At 71.4% G+C, this 25,144-nt stretch carries 18 protein-coding genes, 1 other RNA gene and 1 pseudogene; 7 read left to right on the forward strand and 13 right to left on the reverse strand.

All coding sequences use genetic code 11. From position 1 onward, the window contains the following. The first annotated feature begins 20 nt into the window (after positions 1 to 20). Positions 21 to 413 (forward strand): SCO5389 family protein, encoded by a 393-nt coding sequence (locus tag ACCP09_RS24690; protein ID WP_017987030.1) that lies wholly within the window; start codon positions 21 to 23, stop codon positions 411 to 413. A 51-nt stretch (positions 414 to 464) separates the two neighbouring features. Here ACCP09_RS24690 and ACCP09_RS24695 read toward each other — a convergent pair whose 3' ends face one another. Both ACCP09_RS24695 and ACCP09_RS24700 read right to left on the reverse strand, forming a co-directional pair. After that, positions 465 to 662, reverse strand: coding sequence for a hypothetical protein (locus tag ACCP09_RS24695; RefSeq protein ID WP_017987029.1), 198 nt, complete (start codon positions 660 to 662; stop codon positions 465 to 467). Between the two features lie 743 nt (positions 663 to 1,405). Next, a pseudogene (locus ACCP09_RS24700) lies at positions 1,406 to 3,856 on the reverse strand (tetratricopeptide repeat protein); the annotation flags it as partial. A gap of 115 nt (positions 3,857 to 3,971) precedes the next feature. Between ACCP09_RS24700 and ACCP09_RS24705 the strand changes: the two are divergent. From ACCP09_RS24705 to ACCP09_RS24715, 3 genes are read left to right on the forward strand one after another with little or no spacing between them, the layout of a single operon-like run. Continuing rightward, entirely contained in the window at positions 3,972 to 5,273 is a 1,302-nt protein-coding gene (locus ACCP09_RS24705) for a hypothetical protein (protein WP_433750610.1), read from the forward strand. Continuing rightward, entirely contained in the window at positions 5,266 to 5,565 is a 300-nt protein-coding gene (locus ACCP09_RS24710) for a hypothetical protein (protein ID WP_433750613.1), read from the forward strand. Before ACCP09_RS24705 ends, ACCP09_RS24710 begins: the two co-directional genes overlap by 8 nt. Continuing rightward, positions 5,562 to 6,485: a carbohydrate kinase family protein gene (locus ACCP09_RS24715; RefSeq protein WP_433750616.1), complete on the forward strand. Its 924-nt coding sequence runs from the start codon at positions 5,562 to 5,564 to the stop codon at positions 6,483 to 6,485. Before ACCP09_RS24710 ends, ACCP09_RS24715 begins: the two co-directional genes overlap by 4 nt. Here ACCP09_RS24715 and ACCP09_RS24720 read toward each other — a convergent pair. The 10 genes from ACCP09_RS24720 to rnpB all read right to left on the reverse strand — a co-directional run bounded on the left by ACCP09_RS24720 (position 6,469) and on the right by rnpB (position 20,017). After that, complete coding sequence (locus tag ACCP09_RS24720; protein ID WP_433750619.1) at positions 6,469 to 8,514, reverse strand: NB-ARC domain-containing protein; 2,046 nt, start codon at positions 8,512 to 8,514, stop codon at positions 6,469 to 6,471. The genes ACCP09_RS24715 and ACCP09_RS24720 overlap by 17 nt on opposite strands. A gap of 338 nt (positions 8,515 to 8,852) precedes the next feature. Next, positions 8,853 to 10,028 (reverse strand): hypothetical protein, encoded by a 1,176-nt coding sequence (locus tag ACCP09_RS24725; RefSeq protein ID WP_433750622.1) that lies wholly within the window; start codon positions 10,026 to 10,028, stop codon positions 8,853 to 8,855. A gap of 13 nt (positions 10,029 to 10,041) precedes the next feature. Beyond that, positions 10,042 to 11,040 (reverse strand): C40 family peptidase, encoded by a 999-nt coding sequence (locus tag ACCP09_RS24730; protein WP_027932309.1) that lies wholly within the window; start codon positions 11,038 to 11,040, stop codon positions 10,042 to 10,044. 3 nt (positions 11,041 to 11,043) lie between these two features. Further along, entirely contained in the window at positions 11,044 to 11,640 is a 597-nt protein-coding gene (locus ACCP09_RS24735; protein ID WP_027932310.1) for a hypothetical protein, read from the reverse strand. A gap of 5 nt (positions 11,641 to 11,645) precedes the next feature. After that, a complete protein-coding gene (locus tag ACCP09_RS24740; protein ID WP_433750626.1) occupies positions 11,646 to 13,706 on the reverse strand; it encodes a magnesium transporter in 2,061 nt (686 codons plus the stop codon). Beyond that, a complete protein-coding gene (locus tag ACCP09_RS24745; protein ID WP_433750629.1) occupies positions 13,703 to 16,612 on the reverse strand; it encodes an ATP-binding protein in 2,910 nt (969 codons plus the stop codon). Before ACCP09_RS24745 ends, ACCP09_RS24740 begins: the two co-directional genes overlap by 4 nt. 10 nt (positions 16,613 to 16,622) lie before the next feature. After that, positions 16,623 to 17,078: a hypothetical protein gene (locus tag ACCP09_RS24750; RefSeq protein WP_027932313.1), complete on the reverse strand. Its 456-nt coding sequence runs from the start codon at positions 17,076 to 17,078 to the stop codon at positions 16,623 to 16,625. An 18-nt stretch (positions 17,079 to 17,096) separates the two neighbouring features. Continuing rightward, a complete protein-coding gene (locus ACCP09_RS24755; protein WP_017987022.1) occupies positions 17,097 to 17,363 on the reverse strand; it encodes a hypothetical protein in 267 nt (88 codons plus the stop codon). 1,355 nt (positions 17,364 to 18,718) lie between these two features. Next, the gene (locus tag ACCP09_RS24760) at positions 18,719 to 19,591 is read right to left on the reverse strand and encodes an SCO6745 family protein (protein ID WP_433750633.1); all 873 of its coding nucleotides are present in this window, start codon (positions 19,589 to 19,591) and stop codon (positions 18,719 to 18,721) included. A gap of 41 nt (positions 19,592 to 19,632) precedes the next feature. After that, positions 19,633 to 20,017: RNase P RNA component class A (rnpB, locus tag ACCP09_RS24765), an RNA gene on the reverse strand. 131 nt (positions 20,018 to 20,148) lie between these two features. Between rnpB and sfnG the strand changes: the two genes are divergently transcribed. The 3 genes from sfnG (at position 20,149) to ACCP09_RS24780 (ending at position 23,751) form a co-directional block, all read left to right on the forward strand. After that, positions 20,149 to 21,270 (forward strand): dimethylsulfone monooxygenase SfnG, encoded by a 1,122-nt coding sequence (gene sfnG, locus ACCP09_RS24770; protein WP_433750636.1) that lies wholly within the window; start codon positions 20,149 to 20,151, stop codon positions 21,268 to 21,270. After that, positions 21,267 to 22,442 (forward strand): acyl-CoA dehydrogenase family protein, encoded by a 1,176-nt coding sequence (locus ACCP09_RS24775; RefSeq protein WP_433750639.1) that lies wholly within the window; start codon positions 21,267 to 21,269, stop codon positions 22,440 to 22,442. The genes sfnG and ACCP09_RS24775 overlap by 4 nt, the downstream gene beginning before the upstream one ends. Positions 22,443 to 22,581: 139 nt before the next feature. After that, positions 22,582 to 23,751 (forward strand): SLC13 family permease, encoded by a 1,170-nt coding sequence (locus tag ACCP09_RS24780; protein ID WP_433750746.1) that lies wholly within the window; start codon positions 22,582 to 22,584, stop codon positions 23,749 to 23,751. 268 nt (positions 23,752 to 24,019) lie between these two features. Here ACCP09_RS24780 and ACCP09_RS24785 read toward each other — a convergent pair whose 3' ends face one another. Beyond that, positions 24,020 to 25,090, reverse strand: a complete 1,071-nt coding sequence (locus ACCP09_RS24785; RefSeq protein ID WP_433750642.1) for an aldo/keto reductase — start codon at positions 25,088 to 25,090, stop codon at positions 24,020 to 24,022. Between the last annotated feature and the right edge of the window lie 54 nt (positions 25,091 to 25,144).

Raw genomic sequence — 25,144 nt, forward strand, 5'->3', positions numbered from 1 at the left:
AAGAAATCGAAAGGAGCAAGATGTCCCTCGATGTACCCGCCGACCTGCTCGCCCGAGCCGAATCCGGTGAGGTGAGCGACGCCGAGTTCGTCGCCTGCGTGCGCGACTCGCTGCCCTACGCGTGGCAGGTGATCAGCGAAGTGGCCGCGGACCTCGAGGGCGGCGCCGCCGACTTCGCCGACCACGCGACCCCGCCGCCGAGCGAGAAGGAACGGGGCCAGCTGCTGCGGGCGCTGGCTTCGGACGCGATCCGCGGTGGGCTGGAGCGGCACTTCGGCATGAAGCTGGCGTTCCAGAACTGCCACCGCGTCGCGGCCTTCCGCCCGGCCGCCGTGGACAGCGACGCGTACCGGGAGTTCATCTCCCCGGCCGGCCAGCTGCGCAACCAGAGCCCCGCACTGCGCGACTGCTGAGGTTCCCGACGGAAGGGCCCCGGACCGGCTGCGGTCCGGGGCCCTGTCACGTCAGCGCCACTTGGCGTCTTCCTCGTCGGCCTTCTTGGTGCGCTCACGGGCGATCTCGAGCGCGCGCTTGGCCGTGGCCTCGTCGGGGTAGGGGCCGAGGAGGTCGATGGACCGCGACCGCTCGAGGTGCTCGACCTCGCCGGTGCGGGTGTTGTAGTACCAGCCCTGGTCCGGGTTCGGGTCCTTGCTCTTCGCCATGCACCGAGCTTCGCACCCAGCGGCCCCGCTGTCACCCGGTCGACACCGGCGAGCGATGCGCCTTGAACACTGTGCTATCAGGAGTAGCGGAAACACCCATTGTACCCACAATCGGGCTACCCCGGAGGGACGCCCCGTGGATTGGTAAACCGCGTCACAGTGCTCCAATGTGCGGCATGATCACGACGATCACCGCGGCCCTCGGCCGCTGCCTGATCCGGCTCAGCCGGTCGAAGCCCTTCGTCACGACGCTCGTCATGGCTCCGGCCTGCTGGCAGATCACGCAGATCCTCAACTGACCCGTCTCCGGCCTGACGCTGTTCGGGCATCACCCGGGCAGCGCCGGCCTCCGCCAGCCGGGCGCGTACCCGCGCCGCCCGGCTGTCCCCAAGTTCTTCGAACAGGTCCGCGGCGCTGGTCCAGGAGTCCACCGCCCGGTCCCAAGCCCCCAGCGCCTGCTCACAAGCAGCCGTCCACTCCAGGGCCGCGGCTTTCGACCGCAAGTCCCCGCAGCCCTCAGCCAGCCCCGTCGCCTCGCGCGCGCAACTCATCGCCTCTTCGTGGTCAGCCAGGTCGTGCAGCGCCTTGGCCAGGACGATCAGATCGCCGCACGTCGCCCGCTCGTGCCGCGCCTCCCGGTGCATGCGGAGAGCCTCCCGGCCGTACTCGGCGGCAACTGCCGGCTCACCGGCCTCCTGGTGGAACGCGGCCAGCTTGGCCAGCACGTCCGGGTCGCGTTCGATGGCCAGAGCGTGCTGGTAGCAGAGCGACGCCGCGTCGCGCCGGCCCAGCCGCCACTCGATGTCGCCGAGGTGGAGGTAAGCCTTGCACCGGCCGGGCCCGAACTCGAGTCTGGTGAAGAGTTCGAGACCTTCGGCGAACAGCCGGCCGGCACGCGCGAGGTTCCCGCGCAGGAACGCCGCGTGACCCGAGTTGTGCAACGCGACGGCTAACCCGAGGTCATCCCCCAGTTCCCGGCTCAACTCCAGCGCGCGCTTGAACGCGATCTCCGCCTGCTCGAACTCCTCAACCCGGAGGAGCACCGAACCCAGGTTGTTCGTGAGCATCGCCTCCCCCAGTCGCGACGCCGCGATCTGGGCCGAGCGCAGCGCCACTTCGTGCACCTCGACGACTTCCCGCGGGTCACCGTGTCGCTTCAGGATCTCCGCGAAACGGCCGATGATGCGCCACACCTGTTCGTGCAGCCCCTCCTCCGCGGCCACCCGGCTGACTGCCAGCACCTGCGCTCGCTGTTCGGTGCACCACTCCAGCGCATCATCCGGGCCGGCGAATTCGAGGGGCGTCACGCCTGGCGGCACCGCCATCGCCGGGACCTCGGTCAGCGATGGCGCGATCACGCGCACAGCGTTGTCGACGGTGGTCCGGTAGAACTCCACCATCCGCACGAAGGCCTCACGTCGCTCCGCCTCACCGAGGTAGCGGCGCGCGCTGTCGCCCGCGTAGGCGTGGACCAGATCGTGCAGCCGGTAACCTGCCACGGTCTTCTGGTCGACCAGCCGTGCGCCGAGCAGGATCGCGAAGGCATCCTCGATTTCCGTCAGCGGCGTTCCGGCCATCGCCGCCGCCACCGGGATGGTGACGGACGCGCTCGGGTGCATCCCGAGCAGGCGCAACAATCTCTGCGCGTCCGGGCGCAGGAGCGCGAACGACGACGCGAAGACCGCGCGCAGACTTCGGTATTCGCTGTCCCCCGGACTGGTCAGGTCCAGGAGCCGTTGCCGGGAACCGAGCTGACCCACCAGGTCCCCGATCGCGACGTCGGACCGCGCGGCCACGTATTCGGCAGCGATCCTCAGCCCCAGCGGAAGCCCATCGCACAGGCGCGCGAGGTTCCGCAGCGCGCCGACCTCGCGCCTAGCCCGTGCGTCGCGGATCCGCCGGTGCAGCAGCGCGATCGCCTCGTGCGCGGACATGCTGGGAACCGTCAGATGTCGGCAATCCGCCAGCCCCAGCCTGTTCCGGCTCGTCACCACCACCGAGCACGGCGCGGTGGCGTCGAGCAGGGGCCGCACGTGCGTCGCGTCGCGGACGTTGTCGAGGACCACGAGCACCCGGCGGCCACGGAGCTTGTGCCGGAGCAACATCACCCGTTCCTCGACGGTGTGCGGTAGATCCTCCTGGCGCACACCCAGCACCGTGAGGAACCGGGCCAGGACGGCAGAGGGAGCCAGCGGACGCGCGGGACCGAAGCCCTCGAGATCCGCGTAGAGCTGGCCGTGCACGAAGTGATCGGCCCGGGTTCGCGCCCAGTGTTTAGCGATCGCGGTCTTGCCCGCGCCAGGTAGACCGTCCAGTGCGGCGACAGCTGGTACGTCGTCGGCGACGAGCCAGTCATCCAGCGTGGCGAGGAGGTTCTCCCGGCCGACGAACTCAGGAACGTCGCGGGGCAGCAGGCAGGGCGGCTCGGGAAGACCGTACGCCGAAGCGGGCGGCTGCTCGTCGATCAGCCGGCTGCAGAGCGCGAAGAAACGTTCGCTCGGCTCGGTCCCGAACTGCTCACGGAACCCGTCGGTGAACTGCTCGCGGAAGTCCGCCACCGCGTCCGCATCCTCGACGACGGCGAGCGCCTGGGCGTAGACGGCCGCGATCGTTTCGTCACGCTCGAGCAACGCCGAACGTTGGCGTAGTTGAGAAACGACGAGATCGTGGTGCTCCAGCGCGAGGTGCGCCGCGTAGTAGTTGCGGCACGCGGGAACCAGCTCGCGTCCGATCAGCCGTTCGCTGGTCCGGCGCGCCCAGGACAGCGGAACGTTTTCGAAGGCGACGGGTTCCGGCCAGAGTTCCAGTGCCCTGCCCAGAAGAGACACCGCCGCCCGGTGCTCTCGCCTTTCCAACGCGACGGCGCCTTCCTGAGCGAGCCGCTGGAAGACGTGGAAATCGACCAGCTCCGGGTCCACCTCGAGGCGGAGGAATTCACCTTCCCGGCGCAGTTCCGGACGGCTGGATGTGCGCCTCAGAACACCACGGACCTTCGTGATGGTCCGGCGCAACTCCGCGAGGTTTTCGCTGCCGTCCTCGTCCCGCCACAGCCAGTTCAGCAGCTTTTCCTCGTGCATGCGCTGATTCGCGTGCAGCAGCACGATCGACAGCAGTCCACGGCGCTTCACCGAACGAAGCTCACCGAGTGCTTCCGGCGCGTTGACGCGCACCGGCCCCAGAATTCGAAATTCCATTGGTATTCGCCCCCGCACACCGTTCGGATGCGGCCCACTCGACAAGAAGTGTCACCTCTGCGGCAACGATCCGCCGACCGCGCCTCTTTCCGATACTCCATCGTTATCCGGCGCAATGGCGAGCAATGCGTTGCCCGGTTGTTGCAACTGTTTTGGTCGTGCCCCTCCCGATGCTGGACCGCACCATCGCAGAGGGGAGCGAGAGATGATCGACAAAAGATGGTCGGCCGTGCCGGTGGGGCCGGACGCCGACCGCTGGGTGACCCGCCGTGGCTGCCGCACGGTCCTCGTCGTCGTGCACACCATCGTCACCGGGCAGCGGTTGCTCGACGTGCTCGGCTTGGTCGAAGAGGACCATGCGGTTCAGGCCGTCTTCACCCAGGCGCCGGATGTGTTCAGCGAAGGCGTCAGCGACTTGCTGCGCAGCGCCGGGGCGCTGGAGATCCCGTGGGAGCAGGCGGTCCGCGAACGGTTCGACCTCGGTCTCGCGGCAGCCTACGGCGGGATCGCCGAAGTACACGCACCGATGCTCGTCCTGCCGCACGGCGCGGGACACGCGAAGAAGACCCCGCTGGCCGGAACCGGAGCTCCAGGTCGCCGCAGCGTGTACGGTCTCGGCCCGGAACACCTGGTCAAGGCCGGACGAGTCGTGCCGGCGTCGATCGTGCTCTCTCACGAGGCCCAGCTCGCGGTGCTCGCCGAGCAGTGCCCGGAGGCGACCGGCGTCGCGCTGGTCGCCGGCGATCCGTGCTTCGACCAGCTCGCCGCGAGCGCCGGACACCGGAACGACTACCGGCGCGAGCTCGACATCGGCCCCGACCAGGAACTGGTCCTCGTCACCTCGACCTGGGGGCGCCACTCCTTGTTCGGCCGGCATCCGGAACTGCTCGGAACTCTGCTGAGCCAACTCGATCCGGATCGGTATCGGGTGGCGGCGATGGTCCACCCGGCAGCGTGGGCCGGTCACGGACGACGCCAGCTGAAGGCCTGGCTGGCCGAAGAGCGCGCGGCCGGCCTGTTGCTGATCGAACCCGAGACCGACTGGAAGGCCGTCGTCGTGGCAGCCGACCGCGTCATCGGCGATCACGGCTCGACAACCGTGTACGCGGCGGCGCTGGGCAAACCGGTCTTGCACACCGACATCCCGCTCGGAGAGCTGGACGACGAGTCCGCGCAGGCGTACGTCGGCCGGCATGCGCCGCGCCTGCTGCGCTTCCAGCCGATCGAGCCGCAGCTCCACCAGGCACCACCGGCGAACTGGGGACCGCAGGTGGCGCAGCGGCTGACCTCCCGGCCAGGACAAGCACACCGGCTGCTCCGCGAAGAGATGTACCGCCTCTTGCGGCTCCCGGTGCCCGGAAAGCACCGGGCCGTCGCGCCGGCTTCCCTGCGCACCCACGGAGGCCGCGGTGTCTGACGAAGTCCTCGCCCGTCTTGGTTCCGCGAGCCGTTGCTGTCTGCAATGCGCGGACATCCTCCTCTTGGAGGCCCACACCCTGGCGCGGGCGTCCTGGCAGTTGTGCAGTGCCTTCGCCAACTTCCCCGGTTGCCTGGTCGTCGCGGTCCGGCACGAGAGCGGTCAGTGGGCGCTCCTCGCCGCGCGCGGGCACGCTCCACATGTCGTCAGACCCGTCTTCGGCGGACGCATCAACTGGCAGACGCTCGGCGAACACGCTCGCGAGACGCACCGGAAGGCGGTGACGTCATGATCTTCGTCGCCGGTGCGGTCACTGTGCGGATGGCGCGCCAGTTCGAGTCCTTTCCCATCCCGCTCGTGTCCAGCACGACACACCCCGGCGACATCGACGTCCGCCTCGCGGGGGTCGGCTGGACCGTCGCCCGCACCCTCCAGCGACTCGGTGAGCGAGTCACTCTCGCCACCTTCGTCGGCACCGACCTGCTGGGCCGGATGGCCGAGTCGGGGCTGAGCCGCCACGGACTGGCCGGGCCCACCACCTTGCAGTGCGCTAGCCAGCCCCGGTCGATGGTGCTTTACGACCGCGGCGGAACCCGGTGTGGCGCCACCGACCTCCGCGGCACGGCCCGCCTCTCGTATCCCGCAGAGCGGTTCGAGCGGGCTGTAACCGACGGCTGCACAGCAGCGATCCTGACGAACATCGGGTTTACCCGTCCGCTCATCCCCGCCGCCACCGAGCGTGGCATCCCGATCGTCACGGACCTCCACCTGGTGGACGATGCCGAGTCCCGGCACAACCGGGACTGGATGCGCAGCGCGCACGTGCTGGCGTGCTCGCACGAAAAACTTCCGATGAGCCCCGAGGACTGGGTCCGCGCCATGTGGACCCGCTACGGAACCGACGTGGTCCTGGTCGGATGCGGCGCGGATGGAGCTGTCCTCGGGCTCAGGGCGCACCGGCGCATCTGGCGCGTCGGATCGGTCAGCCCGCGTGGTGTCCGCTTCATGGCGGGAGCCGGAGACACGTTGCTCGGCACCTTCACACACGGCTATTTCGCCTCGGGGGATCCCGGTCGGGCGCTGCGGCGGGCGGTGCTGGCGGCAGGCTGGAAGGTCGGTGGCCGGCCCGACGAGGAACCCGGGCTCGATGCGGCCCTCCTGGCCGAACTGTGCCGGTCGCCAGGCCTGCCACCGATCACCACGCTCGCGTAGCGAGCAGCGTCTGGGCGAGGTCGTCGTGCCGCCGGGCTTGGTCCTCGTCGCCGACACGGCGGGCCAGCTGGGCGAGCAGCTGGTGCGCGCGGGCCCGTTCGTGGTCGGCACCTTGGTCGGCGAAAGCGGTCAGGGCGTGTTCGAGTAGCGGGCGCGCCTGACCGATTTCGCCGGCCGCGAGGTGCGCTCGCCCAAGAGCGGCGACAGCTCTGGCGACGTTGTACGGATCCGGCCGATTGAGCGTCGTCAGCAGCTGGCGCGCCCGGCTCGCCTCCTCGATCGCAGGCCCATGGTGGCCCAGGCCCACGAGCGCTTCGCTCAGATTGATCAGTGCGAGGGCCTCACCGCGGCTTCGGCCGAGTGAGCGCAGGATCTCGGCCGTCGAGCGAAACGATGTGACCGCGTCCGTCAGGTCACCGCGTTCGACCGCGACCAGGCCGAGGGTCTTCAGTGCGCCGGCTTCACCGCGCCGGTCGCCGCGGGCCTGGCTACCACGCAGGAGATCGACCGCGTGCGCCTGCGCGACCTCCCATTCGCCGCGGGCGAGATGCTGGCGCGCCAGTCGTTTGCGCATTCGGTCCCGCAGGGCGGCGTCACCATCGGCGTCGGCGGCTCGCAGTGCCAGGTCGATGCTCGCGAACATGTCGGCGCGGTGCTTGTGCAGTTTCAGCAACGGCTGCAGCGCATCCGCCAGTTCGAGGGCCAGCCGCGGCCAGGACCGCCCCAGCGCTTCCCTCCCCAGTGCGAGCACGGTGGCGCGGTGCGCCTCCAGCCAGTCCAGTGCGGAGTTGTGCTGCGCCAGCGCGCGCGGCCAGGCGAACTCCGCGGGTTCGGGCCCGGAACTGATGATCTCCCTGGCCGGCATCACGACGCGGTTCGCCCGGTGCGCCGCATACAGGTACCAGCGGGCGATCCGGCGCACCACGCCAGCACGCTCGTCCTCGCTGTCCTGGGCGAGCGCCTGGCCGTGCGCGTGCACGCGGACCAGATCGTGCAGCCGGTAGCAACCCTCCTCGATCTCCTCGGCGAGGCTGGCGTCGACCAGCGCGTCCAGCCCGTCCTGAGCCGTGCCGACATCGACGGCGAGCATCGCGGCGACGACCTCGGGGCCGAAGCCGTCGCCGGGGTGCAGGGCCAGGGCGCGGTAGAGGCGTCCGAGGTCCTCCGGCAGATCGTCGTACGCACCGTCCAAAGTAGAACGCACTGACAGGTCCCCCTCCGCTGACAGCCGGTCGAGCCGGGCGTGCTCGTCCGCCAGCTCGGCCACCAACCGGGCCAACGGACGTCGGGGCCGCGCCGCGACCCTGGCGGCTACGACGCACAACGCGATGGGCAGCCCGCCGCAGAAGCCGACCAGTTCGCGCGCGGCTTCCTCCTCCTCCGCCAGCCGGGCGGTCCCGATGCGCGCTTCCAGGAGCGTCAACGCGGCCTCCACCGCGAGCGGGCCGACCGGCACCACTCGCGCCCCGGTGGCGAGGAGTCCGAGCAGCGCACGGCGCGTGGTCACGACCGCGACACCGGACACCGGGACCAGCACCCGGACCTGCGCGGCCGAGACCGCGTCGTCGAGCAGAACGGCGAGCGCCTTGCCTGCCGTCACGGACCGGTACAGCGCGGTCCGCTCGGCCAGCCCGGCCGGGACCTGCGCGGCCGGCACGCCGAGCGCGCGGAGGAACTGGCCGAGCACGTCCTCCGGCGCCACCGGTTCACCTGTGGGGAGAGCGAGCTCACCGTGCAGCTGCCCGGCGGGGAAGCGGTGCTGGACGTGGTCGAGCCAGGCCAGCGCAAGGGCTGTCTTGCCGACCCCGCCCGGCCCCTTGAGCACGACGACACCGCCTTCGGCCGGTGTTTCGTCCAGCAGGGCCAGTTCCGCGTCGCGGCCGACGAACCCGGCAGGCGGTGGCGAGAGCTGCCGCGGCACGACCGAGATCGACGCGGGTTGCGAGATGTAGACGTTGCCGTGCACCGAGCGGGCCTGGACCACGGCGCCCTCGACCGCTCCCGACACCGAGTTCAGGTGATCACGCACCGTCAACCCCCCGTCACGCTGCCCTACTCACTCCAAAGTAGTACGGCGTGCAACAGGCGGCGTCGGAAAAATGCACCGTGGCGCTGTGACGAGCAGCGCTCCGCGGCTGGGCGCGGTCGTGGTAGTGGGTCGGCAGACCCGTTGCAGCAGTCAGCGCGATCGGTGCTCCGCACGGCACTGCACGGCCGTGACAGCTGTGCGACTCCGCACCTCAGCACAGCCACGGCAGTGAGCGCACCCAGCGCGATGGTGGTAGTCGACGCAGCTTCGCGGCGCGGCACAGTCGCCGGAGCCGGCGCCGTGGTGCTAGCGGGCGCGGCTACACGCCCGCTAGTCGGTCAGGGGCGGTATCGGTACGGCAGCTCCGTCGGCTGGCCGGTCGGGCCGAACTCGTGCTCCGGGTTGTCCGGCTCGAACCAGTCGCGGTTCACCTGCGGCGTGCCCTGCGGCGGCGTCGGCTCCGGGTCGGTGGCCCTGGTGAGCGGGATGCCGGCCGCGGGGGTCGGCTGGGGCTGCGGGGGCAGCGGCTTTGTGAACCGGGGCGGCTCCTCCGGGGGCTCCATCGTGCGCCAGGCCTTCGGGTCCGTCACGCGCTGCTCGGGCGGCGTGCCCTGGCCCGGCATCGCGCCACCCGCCGGCGTGGCTGGGCCGGCCTCGGGCGCGGCCGGCCCGGTTCCGGGCGGCGCGGCCTGACCCGGCGTCGCGGCTCCAGCCGGAGCAGCGGCCGGACCGGCGTCGGGGGCGGCGGGGCCGGGCGTGCCTGGCATCGCAGCTCCCGAAGGCACAGCGCCCGGACCGGCGTCGGGCGCAGCCGGGCCGGGCGTGCCCGGCATCGCGCCTCCCGCCGGCGCGGCGGCCGGAGCGGCCTCGGCCGGGCCTGTTCCGGGTGGCGTGCGTGGCGCGGCGAGCTTCTTCGGCGGCTCCGGCAGCGGCGGCACCTCGGGTGACGGCGTGGTCGGCGTGGTCCGCCACACCGGCGCGGGCGGGATGATCATCGGCGCGGCGCGGGGGGCGTCCGGGTCCGGGGCGGGCGCCGCGGCCTCACGGCGGGCCTGCCCGCGCGGCGGGATCGGGTCGAGGCAGGGCACCAGGACCGTCGTGTTCTCCGGCTCCTCCACCTTCCGCCCGCTGCGCTCGCGGTAGACCATGTCGCCGTCGGCGTCGATCTCGACCAGGTAGCCGACCTCGGCGAGCTGCTCCTCGTCCAGGTCGACGAGCTTCTCGTAGCGCGACGGCACGGTGCGGTAGACCGGCCAGGACAGTGACCGGTGCGTCTGGTGGAACTGCGACAGCAACCCGGCCATCTGCTGCTGCCACGGCAGCGACATCGACTCCGCGAGCGAACGCGGCAGCACGACGTAACCCTCGTCCACCCCCGGCAACCCCTGCGACAAGTAGTCGGCGAGAGGCGTGCTCGACGCGGGCGGGCCCGGCCGCGGCGGGGGCGGCGGGGCGCCGAACAGGTCGTTGAGTTGCGCCGGCTTCTTGTTGCGCTTACCGAACTTCTTCGCCACGGGGCACCACCTTCTACACGCCGGGCCGGACTGCCTGCGGCACAAGCTCGTCTTCGTTCCAGGAGACCTTCCGGGTGTGCACCGGCACGCCGGTCTGCTGGGCCTCCACGATCTTCCCGTCGCCAAGGTACATCGCGACGTGGTGGATGGTCGCCGGGTTCGACGGGTCGTACGCCCAGAAGAGCAGGTCACCGGGTTGGGCGTCACGCACCGGAAGCATCGCGCCGTTCTTGTACTGGTCCCGCGACACCCGGCTGAGCGTGATGCCCGCCGCCTCGTAGGCCCGCAGCATCAGGCCGGAGCAGTCGTAGGAGTTCGGCCCGGTCGCGCCCCACACGTACGGCTTGCCCTGCTCCCCCAGCGCGAACTGGATCGCGGCGGCCGCGGCGTTGTTGGGCGGCAGCACCAGGCCCGCGCTCTGACCGCAGCCGACCATGTCCGCGACCTGGCCCAGGTTCTCGACCAGGTGGGCCGCCATCTGCTCCCACTTGTGGTAGCGCTCGGGGAACGCGGACCGCTCCACGTCCTGCGCCGACGCGCCGGGACGCTGCTTGTCCCAGTCCGGCACGGTGAGCAGGACGTTGTAGAACTTGTTGATCTGGTACGGGATGTCCTGCAGCTGCGCGACCGTGCCCCAGCCCATCGACGGGCGCATCTGGAAGATGCCCAGCGAGTCGCGGTCGCCGTAGTTCAGGTTCCGCATGCCGGATTCGGTCATGCCGGCCTGGATCGCGATCTGCCACGCCCGCGGTGACAGGCCGCGCTGCTTGCCGATCTCGATGATCTGGCTGATGATGTAGCGCTGCTCGTCGTTGAGCTTCGCGGCCTGCGCGGCGCCTTGGTCGGTACCCGGCACGCTCGGGCCGATCGCCGCGTCGCAGCTGACGTTGGTGTAGGCGGCCTGCATCTGGGCCTGCTGCTGGTCGCTGACGACCTTCGTCACGACACCGACGGTCGCGACCCCTGCGAAGAGGACGGCGACGAGAACGCCGACGAGGACACCCAGCCGCATGGATCAGCTCGCCTGGTCGTAGCCGGTGACGAGCCAGCCGGACGGGGTCTTCGCGACGGTGATCGACAGCTTCGGGCCGTCCGTCGGGACGAGCACCTCGACGGAACTGGTGTAGGACTTCGTGACGGTGGGTTCGCCGGTGACCCTCGTGGCCGGGATGTTCGCCGGGTCCACAGTGGACATCTCCGGCAGGTACTCCTCCGTCGTGAGTGGACGGAGGCCCTCCAGCCACTGCGCGTTGGTCATGCCTGCCGGGTGGGTCGCCCACGCGGTGGCCCACTGCTTCGCGGTCTGCAGGGCCGCCGGGTCAGGCGCGGCGGAGGTCGGCTGCAGCAGAGGCGCGGTGAGCCGGGTCGACATCGGGGCCGGCGAGGAGCCCGCGCTGGTCGGGCTGCTGCTCGCGCCGGGGTCCTGGATGCGGACCGGCTCCGGCCCCGAGCGGTTCGGGTTGCCGAGGAGCTGCGGCACGACGATGCCGATGGCCACGATCAACGCGATCACCGCGACGGCGGTGCCGACGAGGTGGGCGGGCGAGCGCAGCGGGAAACCCCAGATGCGGCGGTAGACGGCGGCGCGGCCGCGGTTGGTGCGGATCGGCATCTACATCACCGCACGATCCGGTCGGTGTCACGGGAGTCGTCGCGCACCTCGAGCCCGCGCGAGGGCCGGTACAGCACGTGGACCGGCTTGCCGCCGACGAGTTCCTGCCCGGCGCGGCGCGGTTCCGGCCGCTGCGCCGGGGTGGCGCTCATGCCCGGCCGCGAGATGCGCGACGGGACGACGACGGGGTCGGGTTCGTCCCAGCCGCGGTCGTAGACGGGCGAGGTGTCGACGCGGCGGCTGGGCCGCTGCGCGACGGGCGGCATCCAGCCATCCGCGCGGCGGGTGGTGCCGGGTGGCGCGGAGTAGACGAACGCGTCCGGGTCCGCGCCCTCCGGTGTGTAGCCGGCATACGCGGGCTGGTGGCCGCCGCCGGCGGGCAGGCCCGGCCTGGCGTGTCCCGGCAGCGCCGGCCCACCACCGGGCCAGGGCGCGCCGGACCAGGCGGCGGCCGGGCGGGCGGCCATGGCGCCGGCGCCGTCGAGACGCTGAGCCGTGGCGAAGACGGTCGCCTCGGGACGCCCGCGGCCCGCCGACCCGGTCGGACTGGCGACCTCGCTCTCCTCGCCCTCGCGGACGCTCTCCCAGAACTCGTCCTGCGGGGTCGGCCCCTGCTTCTTCCGGAAGCGGCTGAACAGGCCACCGCTCGGGGCCGGAATGGAGGACCCCACCATGCCGACGGACATCTCGACCATCTGCCACAGACGGCGAACGGGCCTGCCGACGAGGAACAGCAGGACGGTCACGAGGCCCGCCATGACCATCTGGGTGAGGATCGACAGCGAGTTCCCCGCGGCGAAGATCGCCTGCAGGAGAAGGGCGTGCACGCCGGCGAGCACGGAGAGGACGAGCAGGTTGAAACCGACCGCCCCGAGCAACCGCGCTACGCGGCGCAGGATGTCGTGGTGGACCAGGGCGACCAGACCGATCAACGGCGCCGTCAGGACGAACAGCCGGATCAGCACCTGAGCCAGCAGCACCGAAGCCTTGGCCAGCAGCTGGAACAACGCGTAGACCAGGCTCTGGCCGAGTGCGAGGAACCCGGACCCCGTCCGGCTGCCGCCCTCACCCGTGAAGTACTGGGTCGCGGGCCCCAGCTGCGTGGAGATGTTCTTGTACGCGGCCTTCTTCGCGTCCACCACACCCTGGTTGGCGTCGTCGCCGTTGCGGATCTGCGTCCACGTGAAGGCCTGCGCGTCGAGCAGCGGGCGCCCGAACTGCTGCGCCTGCGGCGCGTCCGGCGCGCCGAACTCGCCACGCAGCCAGTTGTTGTAGATGACCTGGTTGTACAGGTCCGTCGGCAGCACTTCGCGGACGATCCGGTCACCCGAGTTGTCGACGAACCCGGCCTGGATGTTGGTGCTGGTCTGCACGATGGCCCGGTCGATGGGGTCGAAGTACTGCAACATCGCCATCGACGAGGCCGCCAGCCACACGGCACCGAGGGCGTAGAGCCCGCGTTTGCTCACCGTCGACAGGTCGCCACGCCAGATGTTGCGGAACATCATGATGGCGAGCACCAGGGCGAACAAGCCGAAGAGCTGCGCGTAGACGTTGTTGTAGACCTTCTCCGCGCCCGACTTCACCGCGTTGTAGATCGGGTTGAGGAGCCCGCCCTCCATCACCGTGTAGTGCAGGGAGTTCGTCGCACCGACGATGTTCTTGCCGATGTTGAAAAGCTGGTTGCCCGCCCAGGTGTCGATGGTCGTGTTCGGGTTCGTGATGCCGGACAACGGTCCGCAGTCGGTCTGGTAGACGTACCAGACCGTCCCGGCGTAGCTGTAGTCCAGGTAGGCGCTGCCGTTCTCACCGTGCCGGGCGGGTGGGTCGAGAGCACCCACCAGACCGGAACCGGGCCGCTCGGGATTCGGCGCCTCACCACACGCCGCCGCGGCGGCGGACGGCGCCATCACCGTCGTCTGGAAGCCCATCAGCAGTGCGACCGCCACGACGGCCGCCCACCGGGACGGTCTCTTGCGCCGGCCGCCCCGGTTCTTCAAGCCCCTCCGCAGCGCGTGCCAGCCACCGGCCAGCGCTAGCACGCTCAGGATCGTCACGAGCGTCATGCGGCGTCCCAGCCGCCGCGCTTGCCCGCACCGGCTCGTTCGCCCTCGGCGCCGTCCGAGCCCGCAGAACTCCCGGAGCCCGGCACGTCCTCGGCGAGGATCTGCTCCTCCGTGAGCCCCAGGTCGCGCTCGGCGGCCAGCTCCAGGTCCGGCTCGAGCTCGTCGTCCGGGGGCGGGGCCGCCACGTGCTGCTGCTCGCGCGGCGCCTCCGCGTCCCGGGCGTGCGTGTCCGCGGGCAGGGCGTCCTTCGAACCCGGCGTCGTGTCCAGCGACGCGCGCAGGTGGGCCAGGTGCGGCCCGGAGAAGTCCACCCGGATCCGCTCCACGCCACCGGCGCCGTCGCCGAAGATGAACTGCCTCGGCTCGCGGTCGCGCTCCAGGCCGCGCTGCGCGCCGGGCCGCCTGCCCAGCGACGCGACCACCTGCTCGTACCCGACCCCGACCGGCACCTTCAACAGCCGCAGCGCGTCGGCCTGCGCCTCGTCGTCGTCGAGGCGCCCGACGAACACCGAGTCCAGCAGCGCGACGAAACCCTGGATCTTCAGGAAGTCCGCGGGGATCTGCGAAGACAGCAGCACCCGGACGTTCCACTTCCGCGAGTCACGCGCGAACCGGTTCATCAGCACCCGACCGGTCGGCACCTCGGACAGGAAGAACGCCTCGTCGATCCACACGCCCTTGCGCAGGTCCTTCGGCTTCTCGTACACCGACCGCTGCGTCAGCCACGCCGCCAGGTTCAGCATCTCGACACCGAGCGCCTCGGCGTCGGTCCAGTGCTCGCGGCCCACGCCGTCCTTCGGCAGCGTCAGCCCGGCCATCGTCAGCACCGTCAGCCGGTCGTCCCGCGTCTCCGAGTACGGGTCGGCGTCGTTCTCCGGGATCAGCAGCGACATGCGCTCGCGCATCTCGTCCAGGAAGTCCGCCACCACCACCGCGTGCTCGTGGTGCTCGCTGGAGTCCCGGCGCAGCGCGTCGATCACCTGGCCGGGGTCGGCGTCGTAGCGGCCGCCGACGGCACGCACCGCCCGGAGCAGCACGATCCGGCTCTGCGGCATCCGCGCGACCTCATACGGCAGCACGCCGGTGAGCACGTCCAGCACGAGCCGCCGCCGGGTCGCGCCGGCCAGCGCCCGCTCACGCCGCCACGCCCGCTCCGGGTCCTCCTCGTCCATGAAGTGCTCGAGCAGCGGCTCGGCCACCACGCGGTACGGGTTCAGGATGCCGGGTTGTGCATTCAGCAAGTTGATGGGCCGCGCGTACGGCCGGATCTCCGGCAGGTCGCACAACCGGGACAGCGGGCCGGACGGGTCCAGCAGCGTCCAGTGCGCCCCGGCCCGCAGCGTCTTGTAGACGATGCCGCCGCCGAGGAACGACTTGCCGCCACCAAGACCGGCCACCATCGCGGTCAGACCGGAGCCGTCCCGGATCTCCTGCGCCATCCACGGGTCCCAGGCCACCGGGCGCCGGGTCGCGGTGACCGTCTCGCCGAGCAGGATGCCGCGCCGGTCGCCGACCTCGGCCGTCGCCGTCGGCACCGCCGCCGCGGCCCACACCACCGAACCGCGGCGCATGTACGCCGACGAGGACAGCGGCTCGCCCGGGATGAACTCCCGCGCCAGCGCGTACTGCGCCTCCGGGTGCTCGATCGCGATCTTCGGCTTGTACAGGTCGAGCAGCTGCTGGGCCAGCCGCAGCGCCTCGCGCTCGCTGTCGCCGGACACCGCCAGCCGCCACCACGACCGCACTCGCGTGGCCAGCGCCGTGAAGCCCGACGTCATCTCGTCGTCGATCTCCAGCACGCGGGTCGCCTGCCGCGCCAGCGACTGCGGCGGCTCCAGCTCGTGCTCGTCGGTGTAGTGCTTGACCTGCGAGCGCACCTTGTTCATCTGGCGCTGCAGCTCGCCGGCCACCTCCTCGGGGCGGCGCACGTAGATGCGGGCCGACCACTCCACCGAGGCGGGCAGCCGGTCGGCGTGCTGCACCCACGGGTCGTCGACCTCGGGGATCTGCAGGCCGTGCATCTGCCCGACGGTCAGCACCGCGAGGTGCCGCTGCACCCCGGCGTTCGACCCGGTGCGGCCGCGCACCGTGAGGGTCGGGGCGTACGGCTCGGCGTGGAAATCCGCCGCGTCGGTGAAGCTGGCCAGGTCCTCCGGCTCCCACGCCGCGCCGGGCACGGCGGGCAGGTGCCGGGGCGCGGGCAGGCCGAGCGAGCACGAGCGGTGCATCAGCCAGGACATCTCCTCGGCGTGCACCGGGCGGCCTTCCAGGCCGGACGATCCGATCACCTGGTCCAGGTGCTCGACCTCGGAGTCCAGCGCGGCCAGCTCGGCGTCGACGGCCTCGGGCAGGATGCGGCGGAGCAGCGGGGCGGCGCGCTCGACCGCGCGGTCGACGACCCGCCGGGTCTGCACCTGCACCCCGATGTAGACCTCTTTCTCCGCCATCGACCGGCCGAGGAGCTGCTGCTGCTCGCCGATCAGGTAGTCGTCGAACGACAGCGCGCCCGGCACGTCCGGCGGGCGGCGGATGGCGTTGTGGACGTGCGCCTCGGCCCACATCCGGATCGGGTACGGGCGGGTGGTGACGCGCAGGTGCAGCCAGCGGCCCTGCAGCTCCGCATACTGGCCGGCGATCGCGGCGATGAGGTCGCGCCGCTGCGAGTCCGACCGGAACGACCACCGCTGCGGCGCCAGCCGGTACCAGGCGTAGACCTCGTTCTCGGTGCGCACCAGGTGCCCGTCGATGGTTCGCAGGGAGATCGACGGGGTATAGCTGGGAATCGCCTGCTCACCGGGGAGCCGGCGGCCCTGCTTGCCGGGGGCGCGACCCGGCTGCGGCGGCCACTGCGCAGCCCCGCTCGGGTCGGACTTCCCGGCCTTCCGGCGTCCGCCGCTTCCGAACAACCTCTACCTCCTACCGTGGCGCCGAAGAGCGCGCGCCACGCGGTCGTGCTGTCTGGTGGTGAGGATGCGACCCCGCCGCGGCGAGGTGCCGTTTGTGCTTGGGCAGCGGCCGCTGGTTCCGCACGCGGATCTTCGTGGCCGTGACCGCACCGCCCTCTCCGGAGGTCTTCTCGCGGGGCGTCTGCAGCTCGCGCAGCCACATCGTCATGACGGCTCCGAGCGGACGCTCGTGACTGATCTTGGCGGTGATCATCCGGGTGATCAAGATCGTGATGACGAACGCCCACGCGGTGGAGAAGAAGCCGAACCCGAAGCCGAGCTGCCGTTCCACCGCCAGGACGACGAGGAACACCGGGATGCCGACGCCCCAGGCCACGTAGCGGGCCCGCCACGGGAACGTCGCCTTCGGCGGGCCGAGCCAGACCGCGTCGACCCGGTAGACCTCGTCATCGGTTCGAATCCGCACGCGCGTTACCCCGCGCCGTCAGCTGGTGAACAAGCCGGCGATCCACTCGCCGACGTTGACGCCGAGCCCGCTCACGGCGAGGCCGACGATCGCAAGCGCGATCACCACACCGGCCAGGCGGCGCATGACGCCGGCGTTGTCGCCTTTGCCGCCACCGAGCCAGAGCAGCAGCAGCGCGACGGCGAGCAGGACCAGGGGGATGATGTTGTCGAGGAGCCACTGCTGGACTCCACGGGTCCTGATCTCGCCCTGCGCCAGCTGCTGCACAAGTGTCATCATGGTCATCGCGTACTCCCAGGTGCGAGGAGTGTGGGTGTCGGGTGGGTCGGCGCGGGGCAGGCCCACGAGGTCGGAAAGTCCGGTCCGGTCTGTTCTAGCCCATCATGGCGTCACAAGCTGTGACGGTCAAAGCGCTCTCTGTCGAACGGCAGTCCATCCACACCAGGCACAGTACGGCCACTTCTCCTGAACTCGTCGCCCTCCATCATCGTGGCAAGACCGCTCAGGGTTAACCCCCTGCACCCGGATTTCCTAGTGTGGGTAGGGACTCACCCACAGGCGCAATCACGCTTCACTCTGGGTGTGCGGTATCGCTCCTCGATGGCGCGAGCAACAGTGTGGCATGCCCCGATCGGCCGCATGGCATGTACCCGGGCGTGACGACTTCTCCGGGCGAGTCGATCATTCGATCCGGCGAACGCGGTCACGCAGCGCCCAGGTGGACCCGTTTTGCCCTCACGATCCGTGATCGGTACGCACTTTCGGGTGGACTCAGGTGTAAGCGCTCACTGTGGCGAGCGCCGCGGTGGGACGCGGTGGGACGCGGTGGTCCGGAGAGCGCGGTGAACAGCGGGTGATCGACATGTGCAGCGCGGCGCCAGGTGGGTGGGGAGCAGTTTCCGAGGGCGCCGCGGTGACGGAGGGCGAGCGCGAACGCTTGCGTTCTCACGGAAGGTGAGATTTCGCCGGTGCGGTGCTACGGGCCGGCGTCGGCCGTGGCTGCGAGCGGTTGGGCCCCGCCACGGAGATTGTTCTGGGGAAGCACCGTGGCGACATCCTGCCGCAATCGCGGGGATCAGCGTGCGCAACCCGGGAAGGCGAGCTCGGCGCGGCCGGTCGGCCACTGCTTCGCGGCTGCGCGGGGAGCAGGCGGAGCGGGTGAAGCCACTCGGCCTCGGGCAGCGGCCGCGGGACGCCGGGGCGTGGCCACGGGTGGGCCGGGGCGGGTTCGCGCCGCCGCGAAGATCCAATCCGGGAGGTGAGCGCAGTGGGCGACGGCCCGCCGCGCAGGGCGCGCACCAGTGCTGGATGGGGCAGCGTGCGCAACCCGGGAAATAAGCAACAGCTCGAGCGCCAGATCGCGCAGCCGCGTGGGCGTGCGGTGAGCAGGACGCAGCCGCTTGGCTTGCCTCGGTCGCGGGCGCCCACGGGAAGCCGCGCCCGCCACGCGGCGCGGACCGGGCGCACGCCCGCGCCGTCGCAAAGATTCCGCCCGGCAGGACGCCACAGGTGACGGCCGCCGCGCCAGCTCGCACAGCCGGTGAGCAGGGCGCAGCCGCGCGGGAGTGAGCGTGCTTGGGACAGGCCTCAGCCGCTGGTAGCGGCGGGAAGCCTCGCCCGCGACGCGGCGCGGACCGGGCTCAGGCCCGCGCCGTCGCGAAGATTCCGTCTGGGAAGGCGCCGTGGGCGACCGCGTGCCGCGACAGTTCGCGGGCCAGCTCGTGCAGTCGCGCGGCCTTCTCGGCGCCCAGGTGGCGCCACGGGGCCGTCGCGGAGGCGTTCGTCTGCTCTTCGATGCTCTGCCGCAGCACGGCGCCCTCCGACGTGAGCCGGCCGTCGGCGTCGAGCAGGCCCTGCTCGCGCAGCTGCTCGACGCCCGTGGCCCACTGCTCATCAGACCAGCCGCGCGTCGTCTTCGCGACCGGCTCCAGGAAGCCCTTCCCGGTCGCCGTGTAGGTGATCAGCGCGGCCAGCCCGCTCAGCCCGTGCCCGACCAGCGCCGCGATGTGCCCGTCGCCGCGGTACTCCCGCAGCAGCGTCGCCGCGTGCCAGAGGACCAGGTGCGGCTCCGACGGCCACTCCAGCTCCGCGTGCCCCGCGTACAACGGGCGCCCCTCCGGACTCAACACCGACGCCGCCGAGCGCGCCAGCTCCGCCGCCTCCGCGAGCCGCGGCGAGGTGATCAGCTCCTCGCCCAGCACGCGGCGCAGCCCGGCGTCGGCCGCGGCCAGCCGGGCCTCCAGGATCCGCCCCGGCGAGGCGAGCGTCCACGCCCGCGGGATGTGCCTGGCGACCAGCTCCGGGTTGAAGTTGTAGAACGTGGCCGCGACGACGCCCGCGCCGACCGGGCCCATCGGCGCGGCCCGGCTGGCGAAGTAGCCCATCCGGCCGGGCCGCAGCCCGGTCGCGGTCAGCTCCTGCTCCGCCTCGGGCGCGAAGTAGACGAACGAGTGCAGCGGTTCGAGCACCCGGTGGCACCGGAACGCGACGTCGCGGGCTTCTGCGTGATCCACGAGCCCGACCGTAGGCCACCGGCGGGCCGGCGGGAAAGGGGCGGACGAGTTGGCCTGTAAGCCGGATCCTGTTCCGCGGCCGGAACCGCGGCGGCGGCCATCCATCTAGGCCTGCCGTTGCCGGCAGGCTCGAGCGGCCTACCCGCAGGCATCGGACGGGCCGCCCTCGATCGCCTGCGCAGGCGCCTCGCGGCGCCCTCTTGGCCTTGCTCCGGGTGGGGTTTACCTAGCCACCCCGGTCACCCGGGGTGCTGGTGGTCTCTTACACCACCGTTTCACCCTTACCCCGGCGGTGAAGCCGGGGCGGTCTGTTTTCTGTGGCACTGTCCCGCGGGTCGCCCCGGGTTGCGGTTAGCAACCACCCTGCCCTGTGGAGTCCGGACTTTCCTCGAGGGAGTGACCCCTCGCGACCGCCCGGCCAACTCGTCCGCCCACTCAGGGTAACCGTTCCCACGCCGTGGACGTCGGTTGCCCCTCCCCCTGCCCGCCGCTTTACTCGGAATCAGATCGCGCGGCCGTCGACGCACAATTCCCGAAACCATTTCTGTGGAGCCTTCATGCCCGCACCACTCAAATTCGCATATTGGGTGCCCAACGTCAGTGGCGGACTGGTCACCAGCCGCATCGAACAACGCACCGACTGGGGTTACGACTACAACCGAGAGCTCGCCGTGCTCGCCGAGAACAACGGATTCGAGTACGCCCTCACCCAGGTCCGCTACACCGCCAGTTACGGCGCCGCCTATCAGCACGAGTCCACCGGGTTCAGCCTGGCGCTGCTGCTGGCGACCCAGCGGCTCAAGGTGATCGCGGCCGTCCACCCCGGACTGTGGCACCCCGGGGTGCTGGCGAAGTTCGTGGCCAGCGCGGACGTGCTGTCCGGCGGCCGGGCCGCGGTGAACGTGGTGAGCGGCTGGTTCAAGGACGAGTTCACCGGCCTCGGCGAGCCGTGGCTGGAGCACGACGAACGCTACCGGCGGTCCGAGGAGTTCATCCGCGTCCTCAAGGAACTGTGGACGAACGACGCGGCCGAGTTCCGCGGCGACTTCTACCGGATCCACGACTTCGACATCAAGCCCAAACCGCTGTCCACACCGGACCGTCCGCACCCGGAGGTGTTCCAGGGCGGCAACTCGACCGCCGCGCGCAAGCTGGCCGGCCGTGTGTCGGACTGGTACTTCAGCAACGGCAAGGACTTCGACGGCTTCAGCGAGCAGGTCGCCGAGGTCCGCGGTTACGCGGCGGAGCACAACCACGCGGTGCGGTTCGGGCTGAACGGGTTCGTGATCGCCAGGGACACCGAGGCCGAGGCGCGGGACGTGCTGCGCGAGATCGTGGACAAGGCCGACGTCCAGGCCGTCGAGGGCTTCCGGTCCGCGGTCCAGCAGGCCGGGCGCTCGACATCGGACAAGAAGGGCATGTGGGCGGACTCCGAGTTCGCCGACCTGGTCCAGTACAACGACGGGTTCCGCACCGGGCTCATCGGCACGCCGGAGCAGATCGCGCGCCGGGCGGTGGAGTACAAGCGGCGCGGGGCGGACCTGCTGCTGCTCGGTTTCCTGCACTACCACGAGGACGTCGAGTACTTCGGCCGCGAAGTGCTGCCCGTCATCCGCGAGCTCGAGAAGGAGCTCGACGCCACCGCCGCCACCCCCGAGCCCGTAGGGAGCTTCTCGTGACCGACTGGATCGCCCGCGCCCGCGAGGTCGCCGCCCAGCTGGCGGTCGACGCCGTCGAGCGCGACCGTGCGAACAACACGCCCTACGCCGAAGTCCAGCTGCTCAAGGACCACGGCCTGGTCACCCTGCTCGGGCCCGCCGAGCACGGCGGCGGCGGGCAGACCTGGGAGACCGCCTACCAGGTGATCCGGGAGATCGCCAAGGCGGACGGCTCGATCGGCCAGCTCCTCGGCTACCACTACCTGTGGGCGTGGGCGGCGCGCCTGGTCGGCACCGACGCGCAGATCGCCGCGGTCGAGGAGCTGTACACGAAGAACAACTTCTTCTTCGGCGGCGCGGTCAACCCGCGCGACTCGGACCTGAAGATCACGCAGGACGGCGACGAGCTCGTCTACCACGGGCACAAGTCGTTCTCCACCGGCAGCAAGGTGTCGGACCTGACCGTGCTGGAGGGCGTCCTGGAAGGGACCGACGAGCACATCTTCGCGATCGTGCCGTCGAAACAGCCGGGAATCGTGTTCCACGACGACTGGGACAACATCGGGCAACGGCTCACCGAATCGGGCAGCGTGACCATTTCCGACGTGCGCGTGCCGTGGTCGGACGCCGCCGGATACGTGGACCGGAAATTCCAGCCGCTCGTCTACAACACGCTGAACGTGCCCACCATCCAGTTGGTGTTCACCAATTTCTACCTCGGTATCGCGCAGGGGGCGCTGGAGTCGGCGCTGGCCTACACGCGTGAGCGGACCCGCGCCTGGCCCTACGGCGGGGACGACAAGGCGTCCGCCACCGAGGAGTGGTACGTGCTGGAGGGCTACGGCGACCTGCAGGCCAAGCTGTGGGCGGCGGAAGCCTTGGTGGACCGGGCCGGGGCGGCGATCTCGCCGCTCCTGCACGCGCCGCGGGAGGAGCTGACGCCCGAGGCGCGCGGCGAGGTGGCGGTGCTGATCGCCGCGGCCAAGCAGCGGATCGTGGACACCGGGCTGGAGATCGGCACGAAGATCTTCGAGCTGACCGGCGCGCGGGCGAGCGCCACGAAGTACGGGCTGGACCGGTTCTGGCGGAACCTGCGCACGCACTCGCTGCACGACCCGCTGCCGTACAAGCGGCGGGAGGTCGGGGACTACGCGCTGAACGGCCGCCTCCCCGAGCCGAGCTGGTACACGTAGCCACCTGTTGCCGGAAGGCCACCCCCGCAGCGCTCGGGCGCGGGGGTGGCCTTCACCCGTGGGCGGAGCCGCTAGCGTTGAGGGCGTGGTCGCGGCGGTCGGGAGTCTCGGAGCGCTCGCCGCCGTTCTCGGGTTCGCCATGGCGCGCCCGCGCGGGTTGCCGGAGGCGCTGGTCGCCGTGCCCGCCGCGCTCGTCGTGCTCGCCATCGGGCTGGTCTCGCCCGGTGAAGCGCTGGCGCAGGTCACCGCGATGGCGCCGACGCTCGGGTTCCTCGCGGCGATCCTCGTGCTGGCCGACCTCGCCGACCGCGAGGGTGTGTTCCGGTGGCTCGGCGCCCGGCTGGCCACCGCCTCCCGCGGCCGTCCGCGACGGCTGCTGGCGTTGACCTTCGCGGCGGCGGCGGGCACGACCGCGGTGCTGAGCCTCGACGCGACCGTCGTCCTGCTGACGCCGGTCGTCCTGGCCACCACGCGGACGCTCGACCTGCCGCCCAAGCCGCACGTCTACGCGTGCGCGCACCTGGCCAACTCGGCGTCCACGCTGCTGCCCGTCTCGAACCTGACCAACCTGCTGGCCTTCGCCGCGTCCGGGCTGACCTTCACCGGGTTCGCCGCGCTGATGGCCCTGCCGTGGCTGGTCACCGTCGCGGTCGAGCTGGCGGTCTTCGGGTGGTTCTTCCGGCGCGACCTGGCCGGGTCCGTGGAGCCGCCCGCCGTCGACCGGGCCGCGCCGGTCTTCGCGCTGGTCGTCATCGGGCTGACGCTGGCCGGGTTCGGGGTGGGGCCGCTGATCGGGCTCGCGCCGGGGTGGGTGGCCGCGATCGCCGCCGCCGTGCTGGCGGTGCGGGCGCTCGCGCGGCGCGAGACCAGCCCGCGCCAGCTGGTGGTGGCGGCGAACCCGCTGCTCAGCCTGTTCGTGCTCGGGCTGGCGATCGTCGTGCAGGCGGTGTCGGACCACCTGCTCGGCGGCCCGCTGCGGGCGTTGCTGCCGGACACGGCGAGCCTCGGCGGGCTGCTGCTGGCGGCGTTCGTGGCGGCCGCGCTGGCCAACCTGGTCAACAACCTCCCGGCGACGCTGATCCTGCTGGCGGCGCTCGGCCCGCACCCCGCGCCCGGGGTGCTGCTCGCCGTGCTGCTGGGCGTGAACATCGGGCCGAACGCCACGTACCTCGGCTCGCTCGCGACGCTGCTGTGGCGCCGCGTGCTCGGCCGGGACGCACCTGGCCTGGGCGAGTTCACGCGGCTCGGCCTGGCGACGGTGCCGGCAAGCCTCGCGGCGGCGACCGTCGCGCTGTGGCTGGTGCTCTAACCTCCGACGATGTTGGACGGCCTGCGCGGCTGCATGCTCCGCAGATGTGGACACGCGCGGCGCCTCCGCCGGGACCGGCAGGCCTTCCAGGCTGGCCGGGAGATCGGATTCGGCGGTGCGTTCCGCGGCGCGCCGGTGGGCCGCAGCGCTGAAGCCGCGGGCGCCTCCACCTGTCGCGCGAAGCGAGCGTGTGGTGAAGGCCGCGCATCCGGCGCTCGCGGGCGGTCGCACTGCCCTTCCCGGCCGGCTGCCTCCGCCCCTGAGCACGCTAGTAGCGCACCGTGCCGGGGGCCAGTGGCGGGTACACCGTCGAGGGCTCTCCGTCGATCGTGGTGCCCGCGAACTGGAGCATCGCTCGCTGCTCGCCGTGCATCGGGGCCGGGTAGGCCAGCTCCGGGGCCGACACCTCGTCCAAGGTGCGCACGTGCTCCGGCAGCAAGGCGACCTCGTCGAGGTTGTCCTCCAGATGGCTCAAGCGCCGGGCGCCCAGGATCGGCACCACTCCCCGCGCCCGCAGCCACGCCAGCGACACCGCGGCGGACGTCGTGCCCAGCTCCTCGGCGATCGCAGCCACCACCTCGATCACCGGGTACTCGGACTCCGTGGGACCGCCCACGAAGGCCGCCCGGGCGGAATCGGCCGGCGCGGCGCCCCGGCGGTACTTGCCGGACAGGAAACCGTTCTTCAGCGGGCTCCACGCGACCAGCCCGAGGCCCTGGTCGGCGGCCAGCGGCGCGATCTCACCTTCGACCGTGCGCGCCAGCAGCGAGTACTCGACCTGCAGCGCGATCAGCGGCGTCCAGCCCCGCAGCAGCGCCGTGGTCTGGGCCTGCGCGGTGACCCACGCAGGCGTGTTCGAGAAGCCGACGTAGCGGACCTTGCCGGCGCGGACCAAGTCGTCGAGCGCCCGCAGCGTCTCCTCGACCGGGGTGTGGCGGTCCCAGTTGTGCAGCCAGTACAGGTCCACGTGATCGGCCCGCAGGCGGCGCAGCGACTCGTCGAGCTGGGCGATCACCGACCGCCGTCCGGCGCCGCCGCCGTTCGGGTCGCCGGGGTGCATGTTGGTGAAGAACTTCGTCGCCAGCACCACGCGGTCGCGGCGTCCCGGGTGGGCGGCGAACCAGTCGCCGAGGATCTTCTCGGAATGCCCGTTCGTGTAGAAGTTCGCGGTGTCGACGAAGTTCCCGCCGCGGTCGAGGTAGGTCGCCAGGATCTTCTCCGACTCCTCGACGCCGCACCCGGCGCCACCGGGGTCGTCGCCGAAGGTCATCGCGCCGAGGGCGTACGGGCTGACGCGCAGCCCGGATCGGCCCAGGGTGAGGTAGTGGTCGAGCGGCATGGGAGGTGCTCCTCGTGTCGGTCCGGATGGTCCTCCCATCGAAGCCCGCGGCAG

Source organism: Amycolatopsis sp. 3B14 (genome assembly GCF_050958625.1).
In the GTDB taxonomy this organism is placed as follows: domain Bacteria; phylum Actinomycetota; class Actinomycetes; order Mycobacteriales; family Pseudonocardiaceae; genus Amycolatopsis_E; species Amycolatopsis_E thermoflava.

Coding starts and splice junctions, on each gene's coding strand:
- ACCP09_RS24690 (WP_017987030.1), top strand. CDS start 21: ATGTCCCTCGATGTACCCGCCGACCTGCTCGCCCGAGCCGAATCCGGT.
- ACCP09_RS24695 (WP_017987029.1), bottom strand. CDS start 662: ATGGCGAAGAGCAAGGACCCGAACCCGGACCAGGGCTGGTACTACAAC.
- ACCP09_RS24705 (WP_433750610.1), top strand. CDS start 3,972: ATGGCGAGCAATGCGTTGCCCGGTTGTTGCAACTGTTTTGGTCGTGCC.
- ACCP09_RS24715 (WP_433750616.1), top strand. CDS start 5,562: ATGATCTTCGTCGCCGGTGCGGTCACTGTGCGGATGGCGCGCCAGTTC.
- ACCP09_RS24730 (WP_027932309.1), bottom strand. CDS start 11,040: ATGCGGCTGGGTGTCCTCGTCGGCGTTCTCGTCGCCGTCCTCTTCGCA.
- ACCP09_RS24735 (WP_027932310.1), bottom strand. CDS start 11,640: ATGCCGATCCGCACCAACCGCGGCCGCGCCGCCGTCTACCGCCGCATC.
- ACCP09_RS24740 (WP_433750626.1), bottom strand. CDS start 13,706: ATGACGCTCGTGACGATCCTGAGCGTGCTAGCGCTGGCCGGTGGCTGG.
- ACCP09_RS24755 (WP_017987022.1), bottom strand. CDS start 17,363: ATGACCATGATGACACTTGTGCAGCAGCTGGCGCAGGGCGAGATCAGG.
- sfnG (WP_433750636.1), top strand. CDS start 20,149: ATGCCCGCACCACTCAAATTCGCATATTGGGTGCCCAACGTCAGTGGC.
- ACCP09_RS24780 (WP_433750746.1), top strand. CDS start 22,582: ATGGCGCGCCCGCGCGGGTTGCCGGAGGCGCTGGTCGCCGTGCCCGCC.
- ACCP09_RS24785 (WP_433750642.1), bottom strand. CDS start 25,090: ATGCCGCTCGACCACTACCTCACCCTGGGCCGATCCGGGCTGCGCGTC.